This window comes from Tropicimonas sp. IMCC6043, from assembly GCF_004146235.1.
Lineage (GTDB): Bacteria > Pseudomonadota > Alphaproteobacteria > Rhodobacterales > Rhodobacteraceae > Tropicimonas.
Genome location: NZ_SELO01000001.1, coordinates 132,327 through 154,434, shown reverse-complemented (window position 1 = coordinate 154,434; position 22,108 = coordinate 132,327). Strand labels below are relative to the sequence as shown.

Below are 22,108 nucleotides of genomic sequence, written 5' to 3'. Positions count from 1 at the left end.
CGGGCCGGCTCAGAGATTCGAGCCGATATCGAGGCTGCCGATATTGCCGAAGAGCTGCTGCAGGAAGTTCAGGCCCTCGATATTCGAGGCCGTGACGCGGCGCGACAGGGCAACGACATTCCCGTCCTGCAAGCCGAAGCGCTCGACATTGGTCACGACGCCGCCTTCGTCGAAACTGATCGCCACAACCTGGCGTTCGATTTCCTCGGGCGCGCGCCAGGCGCTCGTGCTGAAGCGCTGCGAGACATAGTAATAGCCGGAGTCCCGCAAAACGCCCGACGAGGACGGCGGGCCGATCAGGTCATACACCGTCTCGCGGGTGTCTTTGCCGACGACGACATTGCTGAGCAACTCGTCGGTCGGCACGTATCCGTGGTGATTGTAGAGCGTCGTGCAGGCCGATAGAAGCAACAGGGCCAGAACGGCAGGGAGGCGTCGACCCACCCGGCCCAGTTTCTCTCGGGTACCCCTGCCCATCACTGCCCTCACGCTCTTTTCCGTCGAATTGCCTTCCGGCTTATATCAATGGCAATCTTTTCTTCAAGAAAGGAACACATCCGATGAGCGACACAGAGATTCCGCCGCCGCTGGTGCTTGCACGCCTCTCCCGCGCGGCGCCCTTCGAGTTAAGGATCGAGCCCGGATCCGCTGCACGCGACGCGCTCCGCGCCGATCTGGAGCTTCTGGACCTGCGAAAGCTGCGACTCGAGGGACGTCTCGTTCCCGAAGGCGCGAAGGACTGGCGGCTCGAGGCGACGCTCGGGGCGACGGCGGTCCAGCCCTGCGCGATCACGCTCGCGCCGGTGACGACGCGAATCGATGTCGCGGTTACGCGCCGCTATCTCGACGATTTCGTGGAGCCCGACGAGGCGGAGGCGGAGATGCCGGAGGACGAAACCGCCGAGCCCCTGCCCGCTTCGCTCGATCTTGGTGAGGTGATCCACGAGTCCCTCGCCCTCGCGCTGCCCGACTTTCCGCGCGCCGAGGGGGCGGAACTCGGCGAGACGGTCTTTGCCGAGCCTGGCGTCACGCCGCTCTCCGACGAGTCGGTAAAGCCATTCGCCGGCCTCGCCGCGCTGAAGGACAGCCTGAAGAAATAGCGCCGGGCAGGCCCGCTGTCGCACGGGCTTGCAATCCGCCGGAATCCGCGTATTTTCGCCCATCTCCCACACACCCTTGCACGGGATGCGAAGCCGGCGTATGAGGCGCCGACAAATGAAACATTTGCCGCACGTTCCGCGCAGCGGTGCGCTCGTGGCCCGAAAACCGAGGTTGAGACATGGCTGTCCCTCAGAACAAGATCACCCGCTCGCGCCGCGGTCAGCGCCGGTCCCACGATTCGCTCTCGGGCGCGAACCCGAACGAATGCCCGAACTGCGGCGAGCTGAAGCGTCCCCATCACGTCTGCGCCGCCTGCGGCCATTATGACGACCGTGAAGTTGTCGCCATGGTCGAGGACGCAGATTTCGACGAAGACGCGGCCTGAGCCAAAGCGGGCCGAACGGCACTGACGCCCCGCCCATGAAACAGGATGTGCAGCCGGACGGGCCGCAGCCGGACCTCTCTGAACTGGCTGGCCGGACCGTCATTTCCGTCGACGCCATGGGAGGCGATCGCGGCCCGGCTGCCGTCGTTGCCGGCTGTGCCATGTCGGCGCGCAAGAACCCGGATGTCGGGTTCATCCTGCATGGCCAGCGCGAAGTTCTCGAACCGCTCGTCCAGAAGCGGCATCTCGGCACCGCCTGCGTGATCCGCGACGCGCGCGAGATCGTCACCATGAACAGCAAGCCTTCCGCGGTGATGCGCCGCGGCAAGGACACCTCGATGTGGTCGGCCATCGATTCGGTGCGCAACCACGAGGCGACCGTGGCGGTGTCCTGTGGCAATACCGGCGCTCTGATGGCGCTCTCCATGGTCAGGCTCCGCAAGCTGCCAGGTGTGAACCGCCCCGCCATCGCCTGCCTCTGGCCCTCGCGCTCGGCAACCGGATACACGGTGATGCTCGATGTCGGTGCCGATATCCGCGCCGATGACGAGGACCTGCTGCAATACGCGCTTATGGGCGCCTCCTATGCCCGCAACGGTCTCGCCATCGCGCGCCCCCGCGTCGGGCTGCTCAACGTGGGAACCGAGGACCACAAGGGCCATCCGGAGCTGAAATCCGCTCATGCGCTGATCTCCGAGGCGGCACCGAGCTCCGATTTCGAGTTCATCGGCTTCGTCGAGGGTGGCGACATTCCCAAGGGCGAGGTCGATGTGATCGTTACGGACGGCTTCACCGGCAATGTCGCGCTGAAGACCGCGGAGGGAACCGCCTCGCTGATCCGCGAGCTGCTTGATCAGGCGTTCCGGCACACGATCCTGAGCCGGGTCGCGGCCTTGCTCGCCTACACATCGCTGCGCCGGCTCTCCAAGCGGACCGACCCGCGGCGCGTCAACGGCGGCGTCTTCCTCGGGCTGAACGGAACCGTCGTGAAATCGCATGGCTCGGCCGACGCGACCGGCGTCTCTGCCGCAATCAAGCTGGCCTTTCAACTGGCGCAAGCCGGCTTTTCCGACCGCCTAGCGGCGCGAGTGGCCTCGACCTCGGTCGCGCGACAGGATATGTCGTGACCCAGCGTTCCCGTTGACGACGCCGGAGCGGCAAGAACAACAAGGCAGGCGGAATGGTTATCAGAGCTGTCGTGCGTGGCACAGGCCACTATCTTCCCGACCGAATCGTCGAGAATGCTGAGTTCGAGCAGAGCCTCGACACGACCGACGAGTGGATCCGTTCGCGCTCCGGCATCGAGCGGCGCCATTTCGCCGCGCCGGGACAGACGACCTCGGATCTCGGCGCCGCCGCCGCCATGGCCGCTCTGGCCGATGCGGGGCTGGAGGCGGAGGATATCGACGCCATCGTGCTCGCGACCTCGACAGCCGACCTGACCTTCCCTTCCGCCGCAACGATGGTTCAGGCCAAGATTGGCATGACCCGCGGCTTCGCCTTTGACGTCCAGGCGGTCTGCGCCGGTTTCGTCTTTGCTCTGGCCAATGCCAACGCGATGATCCTCTCGGGCCAGGCGCGGCGCGTGCTGGTGGTCGGCGCGGAGACCTTCAGCCGCATCCTCGATATGCAGGACCGGGGGACTTGCGTGCTCTTCGGCGACGGGGCCGGCGCGCTGATTCTCGAGGCCGAGGAGGGAACGGGCGGAACGGATGATCGCGGCATCCTGTCGACCGATCTCAATTCCGACGGCAGATTCAAGGACATACTCTATGTCGATGGCGGAACCTCGACCGGCGCGACAGGTGTTCTGAAGATGCAGGGCAAGGAAGTTTTCCGGCACGCAGTGGAGAAGCTCGCGAAGACCGCCAACGCCGCTTTGGAGAAGGTCGGGCTGGGAGCCGAGGACGTCGACTGGATCGTGCCACACCAGGCCAACCTGCGGATCATCCGCGGCACCGCGCAGAAGATGAAGCTGCCAATGGACCGCGTGATCCTGACGGTGCAGGACCACGGCAACACCTCGGCCGCCTCGATCCCGCTGGCGCTGTCGGTCGGAAAGGCCGCGGGCAAGATCACTCCCGGCCAGATCGTCGTAACCGAAGCGATCGGCGGCGGGCTCGCCTGGGGCGCGGTGGTGCTGCGCTGGTAGGCATCCGGCCCTCGCAGGACGGCCGAAACACGGTTTTGCCGACGGATTCCCGCCACCGCCAAGCCATTGATATTGACTGAAATAGCCCACTCGCCTACGCTCTCCTGAAAACAGGGGTGGAATTGCCATGAGCGACAAGACGTTAACGAGGATGGACCTGAGCGAAGCGGTGTTCCGCGAAGTGGGCTTGTCGCGTAATGAATCCGCCCAACTTGTTGAAAGCGTTCTGGGTCATGTCTCGGATGCGCTGGTGAAGGGCGAGCAGGTCAAGATCTCCTCCTTCGGCACGTTCTCCGTGCGCGACAAGGCCGCCCGCGTCGGCCGCAACCCGAAAACTGGCGAGGAAGTGCCGATTCTGCCGCGCCGTGTGCTGACCTTCCGGCCATCGCACCTGATGAAGGAGCGGGTCGCCGCCGGCAACCGCAAGTAAGGGCCGGACGCATGGCCGAGAAATCCCCCGACGCGTTCCGCACGATCTCAGAGGTGGCGGAGTGGCTTGGCGTGAATGCGCATGTGTTGCGGTTCTGGGAAAGCAAGTTCACGCAGGTCAAGCCGATCAAGCGCGCTGGCGGGCGGCGGTATTACCGGCGCTCGGACATGGAGCTTCTCGGTGGTATCCAGAAGCTGCTTCACGAGGACGGGATGACCATCAAGGGCGTGCAGAAAGTGCTGCGCGACCAGGGCATTCGTGCAGTCGCGGCGATGTCGAAACCGGTGGAGGAAATCGTGGGCCCCGACCCGGCCGAGGTATCCGACGCGCCGGCGCCAGCTCTCACCCCCGAACCCGCAGAAAGCGTCACGGAGGCCGTGCCAGCGCCTGAGAGTGCTGCGCCGGCGCCCGAGAGGCCGCAGGCCCCGGTCTTTGCCCGTCACGCCGACGAACCTGACTCACCGGACTCTAGCGCCGCCGCGCCACCGCCTCCCGCGACGGACGAACCGGCCGAAGAGGTGCCGCATCGCGGACCTTCCTCTGCCGGAGGACCGATCATCGCGCCGCTCCCCGGGCCGAAACTGACCCTGGCCGAGGCGCTGTCGCGCCTGAGCCCGCGCCAGATCCCGGCCGCCGACCTCGCGCCAATCCATGCCCGCCTGCTTGCCCTGCGCGAGCGGATGGGCGCAGGGGCGTGAGGCCCGGACAGGGCGACGATTGCCCCTTGTCCTCGCCGCGAAATCGGGTATCAAGCCCGGACGTCGGGCTATGGCGCAGCCTGGTAGCGCGTCCGTCTGGGGGACGGAAGGTCGCAGGTTCAAGTCCTGCTAGCCCGACCATTCACAAAACAGCCCGCCCCTCTGGGTCGCGGGCGTTTTGCTGTCCGGGGACCGGTCTGCCGGATGCATGGGGAGGAGCCGATGAGCGGCGTGCTGGCGAGCCAGGCTATCAACGCGATGATCGCCGCGGGCGGCATAGCCGCGGACCAGCCCTTCGCCGCCGGACAGGTGCAGCCGGCGAGCCTCGACCTCAGGCTCGGCCGCCACGCCTTTCGGGTGCGCGCGTCCTTTCTCGCCGGCGGCGGCCGCTCGGTCCGCGACCGTCTCGGCGAGTTCGAGATGCACCGGATCGATCTCTCGGATGGCGCGGTGCTGGAGAAGAATTGCGTCTATGTTGTGCCATTGCAGGAGCGACTGGCGCTGCCGGCCGATGTCAACGCGGTCGCCAATGCGAAATCCTCGACTGGCCGGCTCGACCTGCTGACACGGCTCATTACCGATGGCGGAGTGGAGTTCGACCGGGTCGGCGCGGGGTATTCCGGGCCGCTCTATGCCGAGATCTGCCCGCGCAGTTTCTCGGTGCTGGTGCGGCCGGGGATGCGGCTCAACCAGATCCGCTTCCGGCGCGGCAAGGTCGCGCTTGACGACACCGAGCTCCGGGCGCTGCACGAGAAGGTCGGACTTGTCTCCGGCCCCGCGACGATTTCCGAAGGGCTCGGCTTCTCGGTGGATCTCGAGCCGCAGGACGGCCGCCTGGTCGGCTGGCGCGCCAAGCCGCATGCCGGTGTGATCGACCTCGACCGGATCGGGCACTACGCGCCGCGCGATTTCTGGGAGCCAGTCGAGACGGAGGCGGGCCGGATTATCCTCGACCCCGGCGCCTTCTATATCCTCGTCAGCCGCGAGGCGGTGCATATCCCGCCCGACTATGCCGCCGAGATGGCGCCCTATCTCGCCATGGCGGGCGAGTTTCGGGTCCACTACGCCGGTTTCTTCGATCCCGGCTTCGGCCATGCCGCCGCAGGCGGCAGCGGCGCGCGCGGCGTGCTCGAGGTTCGCTGCCACGAGGCGCCCTTCGCCCTGGAGCACGGACAGGTCGTCGGCCGGCTGGTCTATGAGCGCATGGAGGAACGGCCCGAGACGCTCTACGGCGCCGGAATCTCCTCGAACTACCAGGGCCAGGGGCTGAAGCTCTCGAAGCATTTCCGGGCGCCGTAAGAGGGAGTCCGGCCGATCGGTTCGGTCAGAAACCGATCTTTGGTCCGAGACCGATGTCTTACGACGCCGGATGCAGAGCCGCGCCAGCCTACTCCTTCAGCCGCGATTTCACATCGGCAGCGAAGTCCTCGTAACGGCGCAGCGACTTCACCTGAACATCCACGTGCTGGCCCATCTGGGACATGATCGGCAGGTCGAACAGAATCTGATCGAGCATGTCGGGGCTCTCGACCTCGACCACGGCATAGACACGGCGCTCGCCGACCACCTTCCAGAGATCCTTGACCACCCCCTGCGCCTTGGCACCGAGTGCCACCTCGGCCTCCTGAGCCCAGATGCGGAACAGGTCCTGCTGGGACATGCCCGCGTCGTATTCCACCGTGAAAGCAAGATGATAAAGCATGGTGTCCTCCCTTGGTATGCTTTGATCGTCTATTGGAATCGTCCGTGCCGCTTCAGGACCTCGATCTGATATCCGTCCGGATCGGCAATGAAGAAAAACTGCGCGAAGAGCTCGCCGTCGCGTTCGAAGCTGACGAGCTTACGCGGGCCGAGGCCGGCTGCTTCCAGGCGGGCATGCTCGGCCTCCACGTCATCGACGCAGAAAGCGATATGGCCGTAGCCGTCGCCGAGATCGTAGGGCTCCGTCCGCTCCTTGTTGACGGTGAGCTCGACTTCGAAATCCGTCTCCGCATTGCTGAGATAGATCAGGATGAAGCTCTCGAACTCGAACCGTCCGGAGATTTCGAGCCCGAAGGCCGTGCGGTAGAAATCAACAGAGCGCGCCTCGTCGAGGACACGGATCATCGAATGGATCGCCTTGGCCATGAATCGCTCCCGGTTGCCGTTCTGCTGGCGGGAGGCTAGCGGGTTTCGTGCGACCTGCATAGCGCGGCGCGTCAGCCGTCCTCGGCCTCGTTCTCCTCGAACATGTCGGGCGTTTCCTCCTCGTCCTCCTCGCGCTCGTCGAGGCCGAATCCCGGGGGCGGACGGTTGTCGAGCAGGCCAGCGGCGCGCAGGTCGCGCAGGCCCGGCAGGTCTCGGGTGCTCTCGAGGCCGAAATGGTCGAGAAAGCCGGGTGTGACGATGAAGGTGACCGGGCGGCCCGGCGTCATCCGCCTCCGGCCGAAGCGAATCCACTCCATCTCGAGTAACTGGTCGATCGTGCCGCGGGAGACCGAGACGCCGCGGATCTCCTCGATCTCGGCGCGGGTGACCGGTTGGTGATAGGCGATGATCGCCAGCGTCTCGATGGCCGCACGCGAGAGCTTGCGCGTCTCGACCGTTTCCTTCTGCATCAGGAAGCCGAGATCGGGCGCCGTGCGGATCGCCCAGGCCTCGGCGATGCGGACCACGTTGACGCCCCTGCCCTCGTAGCGCTTACGCAGCCGTTCGAGCGCGGTGGCGGCATCCGCCCCGTGCGGCATCCGCGCGTTGAGCTCGGCGACACTGACCGGCTCGGCGGCGGCGAAAAGGATCGCCTCCACCATCCGCTCCTGCTCGCCCTCGGGTGGCGCCTCGAAGAGGCTTTCCTCGGGACGGGCCAGATCCTCGTCATGTTCAGCCATGGCCGGGCTCCGACGCGCGGATCTGGATCGGCGCAAAGGTCTCGGGCTGGCGCAGGCGGATCTTGCCGGCCTTGACCAGTTCCAGCGAGGCGGCGAAGGTCGCCGCGGTGGCCGAGCGCCGGCGCACAGGGTCGAGCTCCCATCCCTCGGGCAGGTAGGACATGAGGTCCGTCCATTCGCCGGCATAGCCGACCAGCGGCTTCAGCCGCTCCAGCGCCTCCTCCATCGTGAAGACATCCTTGCGGTCCATCACGAAGGGGCGGAAGTCGTCCCGGGTGCGGATGCGGGCATAGGCCTGCATAAGGTCGAGGAGCGTCGCCGTCCAGGTCACCTTGCGGGTGCGCTCGACCACCTCGATCTGGCCACGCACGAAGAAGTCCTTGCCCCTCTGGTCGCGCGCCATCAGCTTCGCCGCGGCGTCGCGCATCGCCTGGAGGCGCTCGAGCTGATAGGCCAGATGCGCGGCCAGCTCGTCGGCCGAAGGGCCGTCATCGCCCGGCTCGGGCGGCAGCAGCAGGCGCGACTTGAGGAAGGCGAGCCAGGCCGCCATCACGAGATAGTCGGCGGCCAGTTCGATCCGGAGCGTCTTGGCATGTTCGACGAAGGCGAGATACTGCTCGGCGAGCTTCAGCACGGAGATCTTCAGCAGGTCGACCTTCTGCGTCCGCGCCAGTGTCAGCAGAAGGTCGAGCGGACCTTCGTAGCCGTCGACATCGACGATCAGCGCCTCCGCGGCCAGCCGTTCGGCGACCGCCTCGTCCTTCGCCGCCGTGACCATATCCTCAGCCATAGACATCCCCGTCCAGAAGGTCGCGAAGTTCCTCTTCCATGGCGGGAATGTCAATCGGCGCGGGCGCGAGGCGGCGGGCGAGTGCCGAGACGGCGCGGTGCGCGGCAGCGTCGCCAAGTTCGCCGACACTCTCCACCACCGCCGCCATCTCCTCGAGATCGCCGTTGCAGTGGAGCACGACGTCGCATCCCGCCTGCATCGCCGCCGCGCTCCGCGTCGCCACGCTGCCATCGAGCGCCTGCATCGAGATGTCATCGCTCATCAGCAACCCGTCGAATCCGATCTCGTCGCGGATGAGCCGGATCAGCGCGGAAGACAGCGTCGCCGGATGCACCGGGTCGAACTGGGTGTATCGGAGATGCGCAGTCATCGCCATCGGCAGGTCTGCCAGCGCCTGGAAGGGCGCGAAATCCACACCGCGCAACGTCTCGACCGGCGTTTCGACCACCGGCAGCTCGAGGTGGCTGTCGAGCTTCGCGCGGCCATGGCCGGGGATGTGCTTGAGAACCGGCAGGACCCCGCCGGCGAGCAGCCCCTCCGCCGCCGCCCGCGCGCCGGTCACGACGCTCGCGACATCCTCGCCGAAGCAGCGGTTGCGCAGGAAGGCGTGCGTCTCGGGGCGGGCGATGTCGGCCATCGGCGCGCAGTCCGTGTCGATACCGCAGGCGAGCAATTCCTGCGCGATGAGCCTGTATCGCAGGAACATTGACCGCGCGGCGGCCTCCAGATCGCGCGCGCGCGCCATCTGATCGAGCGGCGGGCGCCAGGTACGCCAGTGCGGCCGGCCGAGGCGCTGCACGCGCCCGCCCTCCTGGTCGACCAGCACCGGCGCATCGCGCCCCACGGCATCCCGCATCTCGGCGGTCAGCGCCGCAAGCTGCTGCGGGTCCTCGACATTGCGCGCAAAGAGGATGAAGCCCCAAGGCTGCGTGCGGGCAAAGAAATGCCGCTCCCTGGGCGTCAGCGCAGGGCCGGCGCACCCGAGGATACAGGCCGCCGGCACACTCACTTGGCGATCACCGGAATGCAGTCCGCACGCTCGGCAACCAGCGCGGCGCAGAAACGGCGGGCCTCGGAGAGATCGGCAAAGCCCATGGCGCGGAGGCGCCAGAAAGTGCGCCCGCCGGCCTCGGCCTCGACGATGACCTGGGTCTTGCCCTCCATCAGCCCGTCGAACCGGCTCGCGATCCGTGACCAGGCGCCACGCGCCTCGTCGGCGGAATCGAAGGCGCCGAGCTGTACCAGGCGGGTGCCCGCGGGCACGGCGGAGGCCTCCATCACCGCCGGAGCCGGAGCGGCCGTCGCGCTGGCTTCGCGGACGGCCAGTTCCACCGCCGAGGCAGCGCGCGACGGACGCGGCACGGGACGCAGTGAGGCGGCGGGGCGGGGGCCGCCGGCCGAGGCGAGCACCTCCGCGGCCACCTCCTCCGCCTCCACGTCCTCTTCCGGCGTGTCCGCCAGTTCGGTGTCGCTCAGCGGGCGTGCGCCGGCGGTCGACGACTCCGCCAGGGCCAGCGCCCGGGCGATCGGATCGTCGTCGGGCGTCTCCTGGCTCAGGCGGACGGGCTCGGGGCCCGTCACCTCCGGCAACAGGTCGGCATCGTCAGCCTCGGCCTGTGTCGTCAGGACGCCACCGGCTTCCTCCGGCACCGGCTGAAGCTGGCTCACCGGCTGATCCTCCTCGGCGAGTTCCACCGGACCCGGCGCCAGACGCAGTTCGGCCTCCGGCGCCGAGGCGAGCCCCACCGCCTGCACCGCGTTGACCGAAAGCCCGGCGTGATCGGCCACCATGCCGCCCGGGTCGTCCGGTGCGACCCGGATTGGTCCGTCGAGCGCGCGCACCACTGGAATGCCATGCACATCGCGCATCACCTGCTGGTATCCCCAGTAGCCGCCGAAGCCGATCACGGCCAGCGACAGGAGTGCGCCCGTCGCATGCGCCACGATCCCGATTCGTCCGGGCCGGGCGGCCCGATAGGCCCCGGCCGGGTCGATGCCGTCGTAATTGTAGTCTGTCGGGTAGCTGGCGCCCCGCGCCATCGCCATGGCCCCGGACCTCTGGGCCTCGTACCGGTCCATCATGCTCCGCCTCGTTTCTCGCCCGCGAGGCACCGTCTAGCGAAACGTCGCGGGGTTTCTGCCTGCCATGCCCCGCAACGCCTTGGTTCAGCGCATTTCTTCCACCGGGGTCACGCCAAGGATACCAAGACCCGTGGAAATCACAACGGAGACGGCACGCGCGAGGGCGATTTTCGACTGGCTCGTGGCAGGATCGCCCTCCTGCAGGAATCGCAGCTCCGGAGAATCGTTCCCGCGGTTCCAGAGCGCATGAAGATCGCCCGCCAACTCATAGAGATAAAAGGCAATCCTGTGCGGCTCATGGGTGCGCGCCGCGATCTCAAGCAGGCGTGGCCATTCCGCCACTTTTCGTGCCAGAGCGATCTCGGATTCGTGCGTCATCGCCGAAAGGTCGGCGCCGGCGAGCGTTGCGTCATCCACCGCGATTCCCGCCGCGGCTGCCTTGCGCAGCACTGATTTCACACGCGCATGGGCATACTGGACGTAGAAGACCGCGTTGTCCTTCGACTGCTCCAGCACCTTGTCGAAATCGAAATCGAGCGGCGCGTCGTTTTTCCGGGTGAGCATGACGAAACGGGTGACGTCGGGGCCGACCAGGTCGACCACGTCGCGCAGCGTCACGAAGGTGCCGGCGCGCTTGGACATCTTGAAGGGCTCGCCGTTCTTGTAGAGCTTGACGAGCTGCGTGAGCTTGATGTCGAGCGGCACGCGGCCGTCCGACAGCGCCGAGACCGCGGCCTTCATCCGCTTGACATAGCCGCCGTGATCGGCGCCGAAGACATCGATCAGCGCATCGTAGCCGCGTTCGATCTTGTCGAAATGATAGGCGATGTCCGGCGCGAAATAGGTCCAGGCGCCGTCCGACTTCTTCACCGGCCGGTCGACATCGTCCCCATGTTCCGTCGAGCGGAAGAGCGTCTGCTCGCGCGGCTCCCAGTCCTCGGGCAGCTTGCCCTTGGGCGGTTCGAGCACGCCCTCGTATATCAGTCCCTTCGCGTCGAGCGCGGCCAGCGCCGCCTCAATCCGGCCCGTGCCATAGAGCGACTTCTCAGAGAAATAATGATCGATCTCGACGCCGAGCGCGGCCAGGTCCTCGCGAATGAGCGCCATCATCGCGTCGGTCGCAAATTCGCGCACCGCGACCAGCCAGACATCCTCGGGCTGATCGACATAGGCATCGCCCACCTTGTCCTTCAGCGCCTGCCCGACCTCGATCAGGTAGTCGCCCGGATAGGTTCCGTCGGCGAAGGCGACTTCGCGGCCATGCGCTTCGAGATACCGCAGATAGACCGACCGCGCGAGCACGTCGACCTGTGCCCCGCCATCGTTGATGTAATATTCGCGGGTCACGTCGTGACCGGAGAAATCCAGCAGCGCGGCCAGCGCGTCACCGAAGACCGCGCCCCGCGTGTGACCCACATGCAGCGGCCCTGTCGGGTTGGCCGAAACGAATTCCACGTTGACCCGCTGGCCCTTGCCCATCTCCGAGCGTCCATACGCGCCGCCCTGCCCGAGCACGGCGCGGACCACATCGGCCCATACAGACGGGTCAAGGCGCAGGTTCAGGAAGCCGGGGCCGGCGACATCGGCCTCGACGATGCGCGGGTCCGACCTGAGCTTCTCGGCCAGAGCGCCCGCAATGTCGCGCGGTTTCATTCCCGCGGGCTTGGCCAGCACCATGGCCGCATTGGTCGCCATGTCGCCATGCAGCGGATCGCGCGGCGGCTCGACGGCCACGTTGGCAAGATCCAGCCCCGCGGGCAGCAGGCCCTCGCCTTCGAGCGCCGCGAGCGCATCGATCACGAGTCCACGAATGTCGGCATAGATGTTCATCGTCGGATCCTCTGGAACTGCCGCGCGGTGTATCATGGCCCCCGCCCGCGTCAATGCCGGCCCGGCCACCGTGCCCCCTGCCCGGGCCTAGCCGATCAGCCGCGCATGCTCCTGCAAGGCGTAACGATCGGTCATCCCGGCCACGTAGTCGGCGACGATCCGGGCCAGCGCCGTTGCGCCCTCGGCCTCAGCCACGTCTGCCTGCCAGGCGACCGGCAACAGGCCCGGGTCGTGCATGAAGAGCGGAAAGAGATCCTCGACCACCCGCGTGACCCGCGCCCGCTCCGCCATGACGCTCTCGGCGCGATACATCCGCCGGAAGAGGAAGGCACGGATGGCCTCGATCTCCTCCCAGGCCTTGGCCGAGAACCGCACCAGCGGCGCTCCCAGATCACGCACCGCCTGCGGCGAGTCGGGGTCGGTCTCGGCAATCCGCGCCTGCGTCGTGGCGATCACGTCCGTCACCATCGTCCCGAAAACCCGCCTGAGCGCCTCGTGCCGGCGTCGCTTCTCCTCCAGCCCCGGCCAGGCCGCGTCGACCTCGGCATAGGCGGGGCCGACGATCGGAAGCCCGGCGATCTCGGTATCGGTGAAGAGCCCGGCGCGCAGCCCGTCCATCAGGTCGTGGTTGTTGTAGGCGATATCGTCGGCCAGCGCGGCGACCTGGGCCTCGGCCCCGGCATGACTGTCGATTTCGAGGTCGTGCCGGCTGTTGTAATCCGCGAGTCCGTAGGGCAGCGGCGGCAAGACAGGGCCGTTGTGCTTGGCGATCCCTTCCAGCGTCTCCCAGGTCAGGTTCAGCCCGTCGAACCCGGCATAGTGCCGCTCTAGAGAGGTCACGATGCGGATCGCCTGTGCGTTGTGGTCGAAACCGCCATGCGGCGCCATCAGCGCCGCCAGCGCGTCCTCGCCTGTATGGCCGAAAGGCGGGTGGCCGAGATCGTGGGCCAGCGCGACAGCCTCGGTGAGTTCCTCATTGAGGCCAAGCGCTCCTGCGATGGTGCGCGCCACCTGGGCCACCTCAATCGAATGTGTCAGGCGGGTGCGGAAATAATCCCCCTCGTGCTCGACGAAGACCTGGGTCTTGTGCTTGAGCCGCCGGAAGGCTGAGGAATGTATGATCCGGTCGCGGTCGCGCTGAAAGGGCGAGCGAAAAGTGCTCATCGCCTCATCGTGCAGCCGGCCGCGGCTCTGGGCGGGGTCGCAGGCGTAGCGGGCGAGGGCCATGGGAATCCTTGTTGAGCGCGTCCGCTGCCCATATATCGTGGACAAGACCGGAATGCGACGGGACAAACGAGGCTTCTAATGGCACTGACCCTGCCCCCGAAAGTGACAGACCGCGCCTTCGAGCGCCTGACCGAGATCGACGCCGCGCCGCAGGCGCTGCGCGTGGCCGTGGAGGGTGGCGGCTGCTCGGGCTTCCAATACGAGATCACGCTCGACGCGCCCAGGGACGATGACCTCGTGCTCGAGGGCAACGGCCAGAGGGTCGTGGTTGACCCGGTCTCCCTGCCCTTCCTCGAGAATGCCACGATCGACTTCTCCGACGAGCTGATCGGAGCCCGCTTCACCGTCGATAATCCCAACGCCACCTCGTCCTGCGGCTGCGGCGTCAGCTTCTCGATCTGAGACGCTTTCGCCTCGCGCGCCGGCGCCGCTCGGGCTAGGCTGGTCGTCGGAAAGGCTGGAGAGGCGACCGGTGGAAGATATCGACGATCAGACCGACAACATCCGCTGGGGCGCTCTACTGACTCTGTTGGTCGCCGCTTTCCTTGTAGGACCCGTTCTCGGCGCGTCGCGGATATCGGAACTTGTCAGCCTGGTGCTCTTCGAACTCGCCGTGATCGGCAGCATCTTCATGGGCACGAGGAACCGGCGGATCCATCACTATGGCAGCGCGCTGGCCCTGCTCTGGTTCGTCACCAGTCTCCTCGCCTTTTTCGGGTTCGAACTCGAAATCCTGCTCACATGGCTCACGCTCGCGCTGGTTTTCGGCGCGCTTTTCGTTACCTTCCTGAACCTGCTTCGGCGTGACCAAGGGAACATCGAGACCCTTTTGGGCGCGGTGTTCGGCTACCTTCTGATCGCCATGGCCTGGGCGATCCTCTACCTCCAGATCGAGCGCTGGCATCCTGGGTCCTTCGCCGGGATGGCGGATGACGACACCTGGTCCTCCCTGATCTATTACAGCCTCGTGACGCTCACCACGCTCGGCTATGGGGATATCCTGCCGATCACCGCGCCGGCGCGCCTCGCGGCCGGTTTCGAGGCTGTGGTCGGTGTGCTCTACATTGCCGTCATGATCGGCTCGATCGTCAGCGACCTGCCGAGCCACCGCTCCGGCTGATCGGTTTGCATCACGGGCCGCGCCGCCTTACTCTGGCTGCGCGCGACCGGGCACCGGCCAGACAGGCTGCCCCGGCAAATCCACCCCCCCACACAGATTGAGAGGCTCCCATGAGCACCGTCACGGCGGGCGACACCGTCCGTATCCACTATACCGGCACCCTGAAGGACGGGACCACATTCGACAGCTCGCGCGACCGCGACCCGCTGGAATTTACAGTCGGCAGCGGGCAGATCATTGCCGGACTGGACGCGGCGATCGACGGCATGGAAGTGGGCGAGAGCAAGACGGTCGAAGTGCCTTGTGCCGAGGCCTACGGCGCGCATGACGCAGAGCAGGTCCAGCAGGTCCCGCGCGGCGACATCCCGGATCATATCCCGCTCGAGACGGGCCTGCGTCTCCAGGCGCAGACCCCGAATGGCCAGGCGATGCAACTCGTCGTGACCGAGTTCGACGACGAGAGCGTGACGCTCGACGCCAACCACCCGCTGGCCGGCCACGACCTGACCTTCGAAGTCGAAGTGGTCTCGGTGGACGAGGCCGGTTGACCCCGCCGCCGTTCCCGGGCTTTCTGTGAGCCCGGGCGCGGACCAGCCCGGCGAGGCGGGGGCACGGGCCATGAAGATCGCATCCTTCAACATCAACGGCATCAAGGCGCGCCATGCGGCGCTGTGTGACTGGCTCGACGAGGCGCAGCCCGACGTGGTGCTCCTGCAAGAGATCAAGTCGGTCGACGAGAATTTCCCGCGCGAGCTCTTCGAGGAGCGCGGCTACAATGTCGAGACGCATGGCCAGAAGAGCTTCAACGGGGTCGCGATCCTCTCGAAACTGCCGCTGGAGGACGTGACCCGCGGCCTGCCCGGGGACGCGGAGGACGAACAGGCGCGCTGGATCGAGGCCACGGTCGTGGGCGACACGGCCGCGGTGCGGCTCTGCGGGCTTTACCTGCCCAACGGCAACCCGGCGCCGGGACCGAAATACGACTACAAGCTGGCCTGGATGGAGCGGATGAAGGCGCGTGCTAGCGACCTCCTTTCGCGGGAGGAACCGGCGCTGATGGCGGGCGACTACAACGTCATCCCGCTCGACGAGGATGCCGCCCGCCCGGAGGCGTGGCGCGAGGACGCGCTGGCCCTGCCCCAAACCCGCCGCGCCTATCGCGAGATCGTCAATCTCGGCTTCACCGAGGCGTTCCGCGCCTGTACCCAGGACACCGGGCATTATACGTTCTGGGACTATCAGCGCGGTGCCTGGGACCGAAACGACGGCATCCGGATCGACCATGTCCTGCTGACGCCGCAGGCCGCCGACCTGCTCCGCGACTGCCGGATCGACAAGGACATCCGCAACCGGCCGAAACCCTCCGACCATGTGCCGATCTGGGTCGAGCTCGACGCCTGACCCCGTCGGCCGGGGCCACAGCGTTCAGCCGTCGATCTTCAACTGGCAGACGCGCGTTGCCTGCATCGCCTCTTCCGAGCCGGTCAAGTCAACCGTGAAGACGTTCTCGCCGTCCGGGTTGACGATCAGTTCCGGCTGCTTGGCGAGGTCATAGGCCAGAAGCGGGTTGTTGCCGATGACGAAGCCGCCCGAATAGCCATCCCGAGCGACGCCTTCGGCGATGGCCGAGAAGCGCTGGTCGCCGAGCTGAAGGGTGATCTCGCCGGTCTCGCCGTCCCGGATATCGGTCTCGCCTTTGGTGTAGAGCGCGAGGAAGCCGAACTCGACCTCGCCGCCGGTGCCCATCTGCATGATGAGGCCACCCGTGGTCGTGGTCTCCATGAAGCAGCTCTTGTTGGCCTCGTTGACGAAGATTCCCCAGCCATCGACCTCGCCCTGGGGCGTGTAAGGTTGCGCGATGAGCGCGGTGCTGCAGAAAACCAGGCCAAGAGCCGGGAGTGTCTTGGATGGGGGCATGTCAATCTCCTGTTGTCGCGTCGGTTGCCCGGAGGCCCCGACAATGACCGATCGAACACGCAGCTGAAAGGGGGGTCAGCCGAAAACCCGCCTGCCGCACAGGGAGGGCCGGTCCCGCATCACGGCTTGGCGGATCACTGGCAGGCGAAGAGGAGCCGCACCTGCCGGGCGCCGGGGAAGCGCTGTTGCAGAATCCCCTCCGGCACGACGATTTCGCCCGATCCGGAGCTTGCGGCCACGAATTTCAGGATGGTCGGCCGGGACACCCGCCGGGTCTGGAACAGGTCGGTCGGGACCGCGACACGGTTCACGCCCTTTCGCAGCGGCGTCGAAACCTTGAAGGTCAGGGCGCGGCCGCTGCGGGTGACCTGTTCCGGCACGTGGTCCGCGGCGGCGCTCTCGGCCTGCGTCTTCAGATGCGCCTCGCAAATCTCGCGGACCTCGTCTCCCAGCGACAGCGTCCGGGTCGGCACGGCCGGGCGGACAATCGGCGCCCGCCGCATGGCGGTTTTGCGCACCGGCGCGCTGTCCAGATCGTCCGGGACCTCCGCCGCAGGGCCGGCGATATCGGCCAACAGGTCATAAGCGGCCCGGGCATTCATGAAGCGGCGGCTGTCGCCCGCCATCTGGTCGGGGTGGAGCGACCGCGCCATGCGCCGCCAGGCCGCGCGCAGTTCCTCCGGGCCAGCATGAACCCCGACGCCGAGGATCTCGCTGGCCTGGGCCTTGGCGCGCACACGTTCGATGGGGCTCATGGGGCACTCCGGCAGGGACGATTTTCCGCCTCAATCCTGCCACTTCGGACGCATTTTCGTCAAACTTTCTAAGTGATTGGCGCTCGATGACGAACAATGCCGACGAGCCTCCCGCATTAGAGCGGCGTCAGACGGACTTTTCTCCGGACCGGTGCCGCGTCGGCCACATTTTCGCCCCATTTCACCCGCGGGCAGTGCGCCGATTCTGTCCGTGGCGACGGCAGAACTCGCAACCGTATTCGTATTCTTTCGGTCTGAGGAACCGATAGCCCAACAGTCGCGGAGCCGCGCCATCGCCGGGCCGCGGCGCGGCGACCCGACGGTGGGCCGGAGCGCTTTATGGTGGAGTATCCGGATCAGATCGACGCTGCGCGCCGGATTTGACGTATCGCCGGGCCGTCCGGGCGGCCCGGCGATGGCACGGCGGCCTGTCGGCCTTTGCTCCGTGCCAAAACTGCATGACCCCGCAGGGTCGGTTTCCAGCACACAGACGCCAAAAGAAATCGGGGCGCCTCTCGGCGCCCCAGTCTGGCTTATCAGGCTCGATTGTTTGTACCGCCCGGTTTTCTGCCTGCGGCCTGATCCGCCCTCGGGGCAGGCGCACCCGCCCCGCAACCCGCGCCGGCCCGGGGAAGCGGGCCGGAGAGGTGTCCTCAGCTACACCCGCTGGTTCCGCCGCAGGTGTTGCACTTCATGCAGGTCCCGTTGCGGACCAGCGTGTAGTTGCCGCACTCGCCGCAAGCCTCGCCTTCGTAGCCCTGCATCCGCGCCTTGGCCCGGTTGTCGAGCGAGGTGATGGCGCCGACCGACACGTCGCCGCCGACCCCGGTTTCGGGAACCAGCGTGTGCAAGGTGGCCAGCGGGTCGGCCGCACTGTCCAGTGCGATGCCGCCCGCCATGCCCTCGACCCCACCCCGAAGCACAACCAGCTCTTGGGGCAGCCGTTTGCGCAGGTAGCCGGTCGAGGAGATCTGCTTGAGCACCTGGAGGGACTTGCTGGCAGCAGATTCCGAGAGTTCCGCGATGTTGTTCACGCCCTCATTGTGCTCGCCCCGGCCGAGATCGTCGAAGGTATGGCCGGAAGGTTTCACATGGGCGAGGTCCGTGCGGTCGAGATAGGAGACCGCCAGTTCGCGGAAGATGTAGTCGAGGATCGAGGTGGCGTTCTTGATCGAGTCGTTGCCCTGAACGATGCCCGCCGGTTCGAACTTGGTGAAGGTGAAGGCGTCGACGAACTCCTCCAGCGGCACGCCGTATTGCAGGCCCACGGAGACCGCGATGGCGAAGTTGTTCATCATCGCCCGGAAGCCCGCACCTTCCTTGTGCATGTCGATGAAGATCTCGCCCAGGGAGCCGTCGGCGTATTCGCCCGTCCTGAGATAGACCTTGTGGCCGCCGACATTGGCCTTCTGGGTGTAGCCCTTGCGCCGCTCGGGCATCTTCTCGCGGTGGCTGCGGACGACCTCCTTCACCACCACTTTCTCGATGATCTTCTCGGCCAACACCGTCGCCTTCTGCTGCGGGGTGCCGGTCTCGAGAAGCTCGGCCGCCTCCTCGTCATCCTCGACGAGCGCGGAGGCCAGCGGCTGGGAGAGCTTGGAGCCGTCGCGATAGAGCGCGTTTGCCTTGGTGCCGAGCGACCAGGACAGCTCGTATGCCTTCTGGCAATCCTCGATCGTGGCGTCATTGGGCATGTTGATCGTCTTGGAGATCGCGCCCGAGATGAAGCTCTGCGCCGCCGCCATCATCCGGATGTGGCTGTCGACCGAGAGGAAGCGCTTGCCTTTCTTGCCGCAGGGATTGGCGCAATCGAAGACCGCGTAATGCTCCTCCTTCAGATACGGCGCGCCTTCCAGCGTCATCGTCCCGCAGACATGGTCGTTCGCGGCCTCGATCTGCGCCTTGGTGAAGCCGAGATCGCTCAGCATGTCATAGGCCGGGTCGGCGAGCTTCTCGGCAGGGATGCCGAGCACGTCGGTGCAGAACTCCGCCCCGAGCGTCCACTGGTTGAAGACGAAGCGAATGTCGAAGGCCGAGGGAAGCGCCTTCTCAATCTTGTCGATCTCCGCCTTGCCGAAGCCGTTGCCGAGAAGCGCGGTGTGGTTGATCCCGGGTGCATTGCCGAGGGTGCCATGACCCACCGCATAGGCGACCATCTCGCCGATTTCCGCCGAGCCGTAGCCGAGCTTTTCGAGCGCGGCGGGCACCGAACGGTTGATGATCTTGAAATAGCCGCCCCCGGCGAGCTTCTTGAACTTCACCAGCGCGAAATCGGGCTCGATGCCGGTGGTGTCGCAATCCATCACCAGTCCGATCGTGCCTGTCGGCGCGATGACCGAGACCTGCGCATTGCGAAAGCCGTTGATCTCGCCGAGCCGCAGCGCCTCGTCCCAGGCCTGCTGCGCCAGTTCGCCGAGCAGCGGATCGGGGATCGAGCCGAGATCGAGCGGCACCGGTTTCACTGCCAGCGACTCGTAGCCGTCCGCATCCCCATGCGCGGCCGTCCGGTGGTTGCGGATCACGCGCAGCATGTGGGCCGCGTTGCGCTCGTAGCCGGCGAAGGGGCCGAGCTCGCCGGCGATTTCGGCCGATGTCGTGTAGGCGACGCCCGTGAGGATCGCGGTCAGCGCGCCGCAAAGCGCCCTGCCCTCGTGGCTGTCATAGCTGAACCCCATGTTCATCAGCAGGCCGCCGATATTGGCGTAGCCAAGCCCGAGGGTGCGGAAATCATAGCTGAGCTGGGCGATTTCCTTCGACGGGAACTGCGCCATCGTGACCGAGATTTCCAGCGTCAGCGTCCAGAGCCGCGTGGCGTGCATGTATTCCTCGGCCTGGAACTTGCCGTCCTTGAGGAAGGTCAGCAGGTTCATCGAGGCGAGGTTGCAGGCCGTGTCGTCGAGGAACATGTATTCCGAGCACGGGTTCGAGCCTCGGATCTCACCATCCTCCGGGCAGGTGTGCCAGGCGTTGACGGTGTCGTGGAACTGGATGCCGGGATCGGCGCAGGCCCAGGCGGCGTGCCCGATCTGCTCCCAAAGGTCGCGCGCCTTGATCGTCTTGGCGACCTTGCCGTCCGTCCGCCGGATCAGCTCCCAATCCGCATCCGCCTCGACCGCCTTCAGGAACGCGTCGGTGACGCGGACGGAATTGTTGGAATTCTGCCCCGAGACCGAGCTGTAGGCTTCTGAGTCCCAATCGGTGTCGTAGGTCGGGAACTCGATCGAAGCGTAGCCCTGCCGCGCATATTGCAGCACGCGGTTGATATAGGTCTCGGGGATGGCGACTTTCTTGGCCGCTCTGATTGCACCCTTGAGGGCGCTGTTCTTCTTGGGGTCGAACGCATCCTCTTCCGCGCCGTCCCACTGCCCAATAGATGCGAAGATCTCGTTGAGTCTGGCCTCGTGCATCTTCGAGCCCGCGACGAGACTGGCGACCTTCTGCTCTTCCTTCACCTTCCAGTTGATGAATTCCTCGATATCCGGGTGATCGGCGTCGCAGATCACCATCTTGGCCGCGCGACGCGTGGTGCCGCCCGACTTGATCGCCCCCGCAGCACGGTCGCCGATCTTCAGGAAGCCCATGAGGCCTGACGACTTGCCGCCGCCCGACAGCGCCTCGCCCTCGGCGCGGAGCGACGAGAAATTGGTCCCGGTGCCCGAGCCGTATTTGAAGAGCCGCGCCTCGCGGACCCAAAGGTCCATGATGCCACCCTCGTTCACCAGGTCGTCGGAAACGGACTGGATGAAGCAGGCATGGGGCTGCGGGTGTTCATATGCGGAACTGGACTTGGTCAGCTTGCCGGACTTGTAGTCCACGTAGAAATGACCCTGGCCCGGACCGTCGATGCCATAGGCCCAGTGCAGGCCGGTGTTGAACCATTGCGGGCTGTTCGGCGCGGCCCGTTGGGTGGCCAGCATGTAGCGCATCTCGTCGAAATAGGCGCGGGCATCCGCCTCCGAGGTGAAGTAGCCGCCCTTCCAGCCCCAGTAGGTCCAGGCGCCTGCGAGACGGTCGAAGACTTGACGCGCAGAGGTCTCGCCCACGAAACGCTCCTCTTCGGGCAGTGCTTCGAGTGCTTTCTCGTCAGGCACCGACCGCCAGAGAAACTCCGGAACGCCTTTCTCCTTCACGCGCTTGAGCTTTGCCGCGACCCCGGCCTTGCGGAAATACTTCTGCGCGATGACGTCGCTCGCCACCTGGCTCCAGGCGGCCGGCACGTCGATCCCGTCCAGGAGGAACACCACGGTCCCGTCCGGATTGCGGATTTCCGATTTCGTGGTGGTGAAGGCCAGCCCGGCGTAGGCATCTTCTCCGGTCGAGGTGAATTTGCGTTCGATCTTCATTGTCGCCCCATGCGTTTTTCGTTGTGCCCTACCCGCCCGGTTCCGATCTTCCCATCGAAGCCGGGCCGCACGGACCGCTGTCAAACAGGCGCAAGAGACCGCACACGCCCCTCGCCGGGCGTGACATGGGGGCCGCTGGCCCCTGAAATATCCGGTGTGTCCGTCCCTTGTGCGCCCCGCCACTACATCTTGTGGTCTTTTCGGTCCGCCCACACAATCTGACGTGAGGAGCACCTATTGGTCAACGCGAAAATTTGCCGAGGGGACAAGTTTTACGCCTTGACTGGGTTTCCGGATCACGCCCGTGTGATTCACCGGGCTGACCCTCAATCGACACCACAATTAGCGCCGCACCGCAGAACGAAAGACAAAATATGGGATTAGCCTGTGGATATCATCCAGAGGCTGAAG

23 protein-coding genes and 1 tRNA gene are annotated in these 22,108 nt (G+C 66.1%); 12 read left to right on the top strand and 12 right to left on the bottom strand.

Annotation, left to right across the window (positions count from 1 at the left end):
- Positions 1–9 precede the first annotated feature (9 nt).
- Complete coding sequence (locus EU800_RS00760) at positions 10–477, bottom strand: outer membrane protein assembly factor BamE (RefSeq protein ID WP_129627394.1); 468 nt, start codon at positions 475–477, stop codon at positions 10–12.
- An 83-nt stretch (positions 478–560) separates the two neighbouring features.
- Here EU800_RS00760 and EU800_RS00755 point away from each other — a divergent pair, with 83 nt between their 5' ends.
- The 8 genes from EU800_RS00755 to EU800_RS00720 all read left to right on the top strand — a co-directional run bounded on the left by EU800_RS00755 (position 561) and on the right by EU800_RS00720 (position 6,065).
- The gene (locus EU800_RS00755) at positions 561–1,100 is read left to right on the top strand and encodes a DUF177 domain-containing protein (protein WP_207209820.1); all 540 of its coding nucleotides are present in this window, start codon (positions 561–563) and stop codon (positions 1,098–1,100) included.
- 179 nt (positions 1,101–1,279) lie between these two features.
- The gene (gene rpmF / locus EU800_RS00750; protein ID WP_129627392.1) at positions 1,280–1,486 is read left to right on the top strand and encodes a 50S ribosomal protein L32; all 207 of its coding nucleotides are present in this window, start codon (positions 1,280–1,282) and stop codon (positions 1,484–1,486) included.
- 35 nt (positions 1,487–1,521) lie between these two features.
- Positions 1,522–2,613: a phosphate acyltransferase PlsX gene (gene plsX, locus EU800_RS00745; protein WP_129627390.1), complete on the top strand. Its 1,092-nt coding sequence runs from the start codon at positions 1,522–1,524 to the stop codon at positions 2,611–2,613.
- 53 nt (positions 2,614–2,666) lie between these two features.
- Positions 2,667–3,638: a beta-ketoacyl-ACP synthase III gene (locus tag EU800_RS00740; protein WP_129627389.1), complete on the top strand. Its 972-nt coding sequence runs from the start codon at positions 2,667–2,669 to the stop codon at positions 3,636–3,638.
- A 127-nt stretch (positions 3,639–3,765) separates the two neighbouring features.
- The gene (gene ihfA / locus EU800_RS00735) at positions 3,766–4,068 is read left to right on the top strand and encodes an integration host factor subunit alpha (protein WP_129627387.1); all 303 of its coding nucleotides are present in this window, start codon (positions 3,766–3,768) and stop codon (positions 4,066–4,068) included.
- 11 nt (positions 4,069–4,079) lie between these two features.
- Positions 4,080–4,766 carry a MerR family transcriptional regulator gene (locus EU800_RS00730; RefSeq protein ID WP_129627383.1) on the top strand — a complete coding sequence of 229 codons (687 nt, stop codon included), beginning with the start codon at positions 4,080–4,082 and terminating at the stop codon, positions 4,764–4,766.
- A gap of 64 nt (positions 4,767–4,830) precedes the next feature.
- Positions 4,831–4,907: transfer RNA gene (locus EU800_RS00725), tRNA-Pro, on the top strand.
- Positions 4,908–4,988: 81 nt separating this feature from the next.
- Positions 4,989–6,065: a 2'-deoxycytidine 5'-triphosphate deaminase gene (locus EU800_RS00720; RefSeq protein WP_129627380.1), complete on the top strand. Its 1,077-nt coding sequence runs from the start codon at positions 4,989–4,991 to the stop codon at positions 6,063–6,065.
- A gap of 88 nt (positions 6,066–6,153) precedes the next feature.
- Here EU800_RS00720 and EU800_RS00715 read toward each other — a convergent pair whose 3' ends face one another.
- From EU800_RS00715 to EU800_RS00680, 8 genes are all read right to left on the bottom strand, one after another.
- The gene (locus EU800_RS00715; RefSeq protein ID WP_129627377.1) at positions 6,154–6,468 is read right to left on the bottom strand and encodes a muconolactone Delta-isomerase; all 315 of its coding nucleotides are present in this window, start codon (positions 6,466–6,468) and stop codon (positions 6,154–6,156) included.
- Positions 6,469–6,497: 29 nt separating this feature from the next.
- Positions 6,498–6,893 (bottom strand): VOC family protein, encoded by a 396-nt coding sequence (locus tag EU800_RS00710; protein ID WP_129627374.1) that lies wholly within the window; start codon positions 6,891–6,893, stop codon positions 6,498–6,500.
- Between the two features lie 71 nt (positions 6,894–6,964).
- Positions 6,965–7,633 (bottom strand): SMC-Scp complex subunit ScpB, encoded by a 669-nt coding sequence (gene scpB, locus EU800_RS00705; protein WP_129627371.1) that lies wholly within the window; start codon positions 7,631–7,633, stop codon positions 6,965–6,967.
- A complete protein-coding gene (locus tag EU800_RS00700) occupies positions 7,626–8,423 on the bottom strand; it encodes a ScpA family protein (protein ID WP_129627367.1) in 798 nt (265 codons plus the stop codon). Before EU800_RS00700 ends, scpB begins: the two co-directional genes overlap by 8 nt.
- Positions 8,416–9,432, bottom strand: a complete 1,017-nt coding sequence (gene nagZ / locus EU800_RS00695; protein ID WP_165354521.1) for a beta-N-acetylhexosaminidase — start codon at positions 9,430–9,432, stop codon at positions 8,416–8,418. Before nagZ ends, EU800_RS00700 begins: the two co-directional genes overlap by 8 nt.
- Positions 9,429–10,505 (bottom strand): SPOR domain-containing protein, encoded by a 1,077-nt coding sequence (locus tag EU800_RS00690; protein WP_242500338.1) that lies wholly within the window; start codon positions 10,503–10,505, stop codon positions 9,429–9,431. The genes nagZ and EU800_RS00690 overlap by 4 nt, the downstream gene beginning before the upstream one ends.
- Before the next feature lie 84 nt (positions 10,506–10,589).
- Complete coding sequence (gene argS / locus EU800_RS00685) at positions 10,590–12,335, bottom strand: arginine--tRNA ligase (RefSeq protein ID WP_129627364.1); 1,746 nt, start codon at positions 12,333–12,335, stop codon at positions 10,590–10,592.
- 87 nt (positions 12,336–12,422) lie between these two features.
- A complete protein-coding gene (locus EU800_RS00680) occupies positions 12,423–13,562 on the bottom strand; it encodes a deoxyguanosinetriphosphate triphosphohydrolase (RefSeq protein ID WP_129627361.1) in 1,140 nt (379 codons plus the stop codon).
- An 84-nt stretch (positions 13,563–13,646) separates the two neighbouring features.
- Here EU800_RS00680 and EU800_RS00675 point away from each other — a divergent pair, with 84 nt between their 5' ends.
- From EU800_RS00675 to xth, 4 genes are all read left to right on the top strand, one after another.
- Positions 13,647–13,964, top strand: a complete 318-nt coding sequence (locus tag EU800_RS00675) for an iron-sulfur cluster assembly accessory protein (protein ID WP_129628127.1) — start codon at positions 13,647–13,649, stop codon at positions 13,962–13,964.
- Between the two features lie 70 nt (positions 13,965–14,034).
- Positions 14,035–14,682, top strand: a complete 648-nt coding sequence (locus EU800_RS00670) for a potassium channel family protein (protein ID WP_129627358.1) — start codon at positions 14,035–14,037, stop codon at positions 14,680–14,682.
- Between the two features lie 110 nt (positions 14,683–14,792).
- The gene (locus tag EU800_RS00665) at positions 14,793–15,230 is read left to right on the top strand and encodes a peptidylprolyl isomerase (RefSeq protein WP_129627355.1); all 438 of its coding nucleotides are present in this window, start codon (positions 14,793–14,795) and stop codon (positions 15,228–15,230) included.
- 70 nt (positions 15,231–15,300) lie between these two features.
- Complete coding sequence (gene xth / locus EU800_RS00660; protein ID WP_129627352.1) at positions 15,301–16,083, top strand: exodeoxyribonuclease III; 783 nt, start codon at positions 15,301–15,303, stop codon at positions 16,081–16,083.
- A gap of 24 nt (positions 16,084–16,107) precedes the next feature.
- On the opposite strand, the gene EU800_RS00655 is transcribed toward xth, so the two are convergent.
- From EU800_RS00655 to EU800_RS00645, 3 genes are all read right to left on the bottom strand, one after another.
- A complete protein-coding gene (locus EU800_RS00655) occupies positions 16,108–16,599 on the bottom strand; it encodes a hypothetical protein (protein ID WP_129627349.1) in 492 nt (163 codons plus the stop codon).
- A 134-nt stretch (positions 16,600–16,733) separates the two neighbouring features.
- Positions 16,734–17,354 carry a DnaJ domain-containing protein gene (locus EU800_RS00650; RefSeq protein WP_129627346.1) on the bottom strand — a complete coding sequence of 207 codons (621 nt, stop codon included), beginning with the start codon at positions 17,352–17,354 and terminating at the stop codon, positions 16,734–16,736.
- Between the two features lie 653 nt (positions 17,355–18,007).
- On the bottom strand, positions 18,008–21,697 hold the full coding sequence (locus EU800_RS00645) for a vitamin B12-dependent ribonucleotide reductase (RefSeq protein ID WP_129627343.1): 3,690 nt from the start codon (positions 21,695–21,697) through the stop codon (positions 18,008–18,010).
- Positions 21,698–22,108: the final 411 nt, after the last annotated feature.

Excerpts from the sequence above, each read along its gene's own strand:
- EU800_RS00760 (WP_129627394.1), bottom strand. The coding sequence starts at position 477 with ATGGGCAGGGGTACCCGAGAGAAACTGGGCCGGGTGGGTCGACGCCTC.
- EU800_RS00755 (WP_207209820.1), top strand. The coding sequence starts at position 561 with ATGAGCGACACAGAGATTCCGCCGCCGCTGGTGCTTGCACGCCTCTCC.
- rpmF (WP_129627392.1), top strand. The coding sequence starts at position 1,280 with ATGGCTGTCCCTCAGAACAAGATCACCCGCTCGCGCCGCGGTCAGCGC.
- plsX (WP_129627390.1), top strand. The coding sequence starts at position 1,522 with ATGAAACAGGATGTGCAGCCGGACGGGCCGCAGCCGGACCTCTCTGAA.
- EU800_RS00740 (WP_129627389.1), top strand. The coding sequence starts at position 2,667 with ATGGTTATCAGAGCTGTCGTGCGTGGCACAGGCCACTATCTTCCCGAC.
- ihfA (WP_129627387.1), top strand. The coding sequence starts at position 3,766 with ATGAGCGACAAGACGTTAACGAGGATGGACCTGAGCGAAGCGGTGTTC.
- EU800_RS00730 (WP_129627383.1), top strand. The coding sequence starts at position 4,080 with ATGGCCGAGAAATCCCCCGACGCGTTCCGCACGATCTCAGAGGTGGCG.
- EU800_RS00720 (WP_129627380.1), top strand. The coding sequence starts at position 4,989 with ATGAGCGGCGTGCTGGCGAGCCAGGCTATCAACGCGATGATCGCCGCG.
- EU800_RS00715 (WP_129627377.1), bottom strand. The coding sequence starts at position 6,468 with ATGCTTTATCATCTTGCTTTCACGGTGGAATACGACGCGGGCATGTCC.
- EU800_RS00710 (WP_129627374.1), bottom strand. The coding sequence starts at position 6,893 with ATGGCCAAGGCGATCCATTCGATGATCCGTGTCCTCGACGAGGCGCGC.
- scpB (WP_129627371.1), bottom strand. The coding sequence starts at position 7,633 with ATGGCTGAACATGACGAGGATCTGGCCCGTCCCGAGGAAAGCCTCTTC.
- EU800_RS00700 (WP_129627367.1), bottom strand. The coding sequence starts at position 8,423 with ATGGCTGAGGATATGGTCACGGCGGCGAAGGACGAGGCGGTCGCCGAA.
- EU800_RS00690 (WP_242500338.1), bottom strand. The coding sequence starts at position 10,505 with ATGATGGACCGGTACGAGGCCCAGAGGTCCGGGGCCATGGCGATGGCG.
- argS (WP_129627364.1), bottom strand. The coding sequence starts at position 12,335 with ATGAACATCTATGCCGACATTCGTGGACTCGTGATCGATGCGCTCGCG.
- EU800_RS00680 (WP_129627361.1), bottom strand. The coding sequence starts at position 13,562 with ATGGCCCTCGCCCGCTACGCCTGCGACCCCGCCCAGAGCCGCGGCCGG.
- EU800_RS00665 (WP_129627355.1), top strand. The coding sequence starts at position 14,793 with ATGAGCACCGTCACGGCGGGCGACACCGTCCGTATCCACTATACCGGC.
- xth (WP_129627352.1), top strand. The coding sequence starts at position 15,301 with ATGAAGATCGCATCCTTCAACATCAACGGCATCAAGGCGCGCCATGCG.
- EU800_RS00655 (WP_129627349.1), bottom strand. The coding sequence starts at position 16,599 with ATGCCCCCATCCAAGACACTCCCGGCTCTTGGCCTGGTTTTCTGCAGC.
- EU800_RS00650 (WP_129627346.1), bottom strand. The coding sequence starts at position 17,354 with ATGAGCCCCATCGAACGTGTGCGCGCCAAGGCCCAGGCCAGCGAGATC.
- EU800_RS00645 (WP_129627343.1), bottom strand. The coding sequence starts at position 21,697 with ATGAAGATCGAACGCAAATTCACCTCGACCGGAGAAGATGCCTACGCC.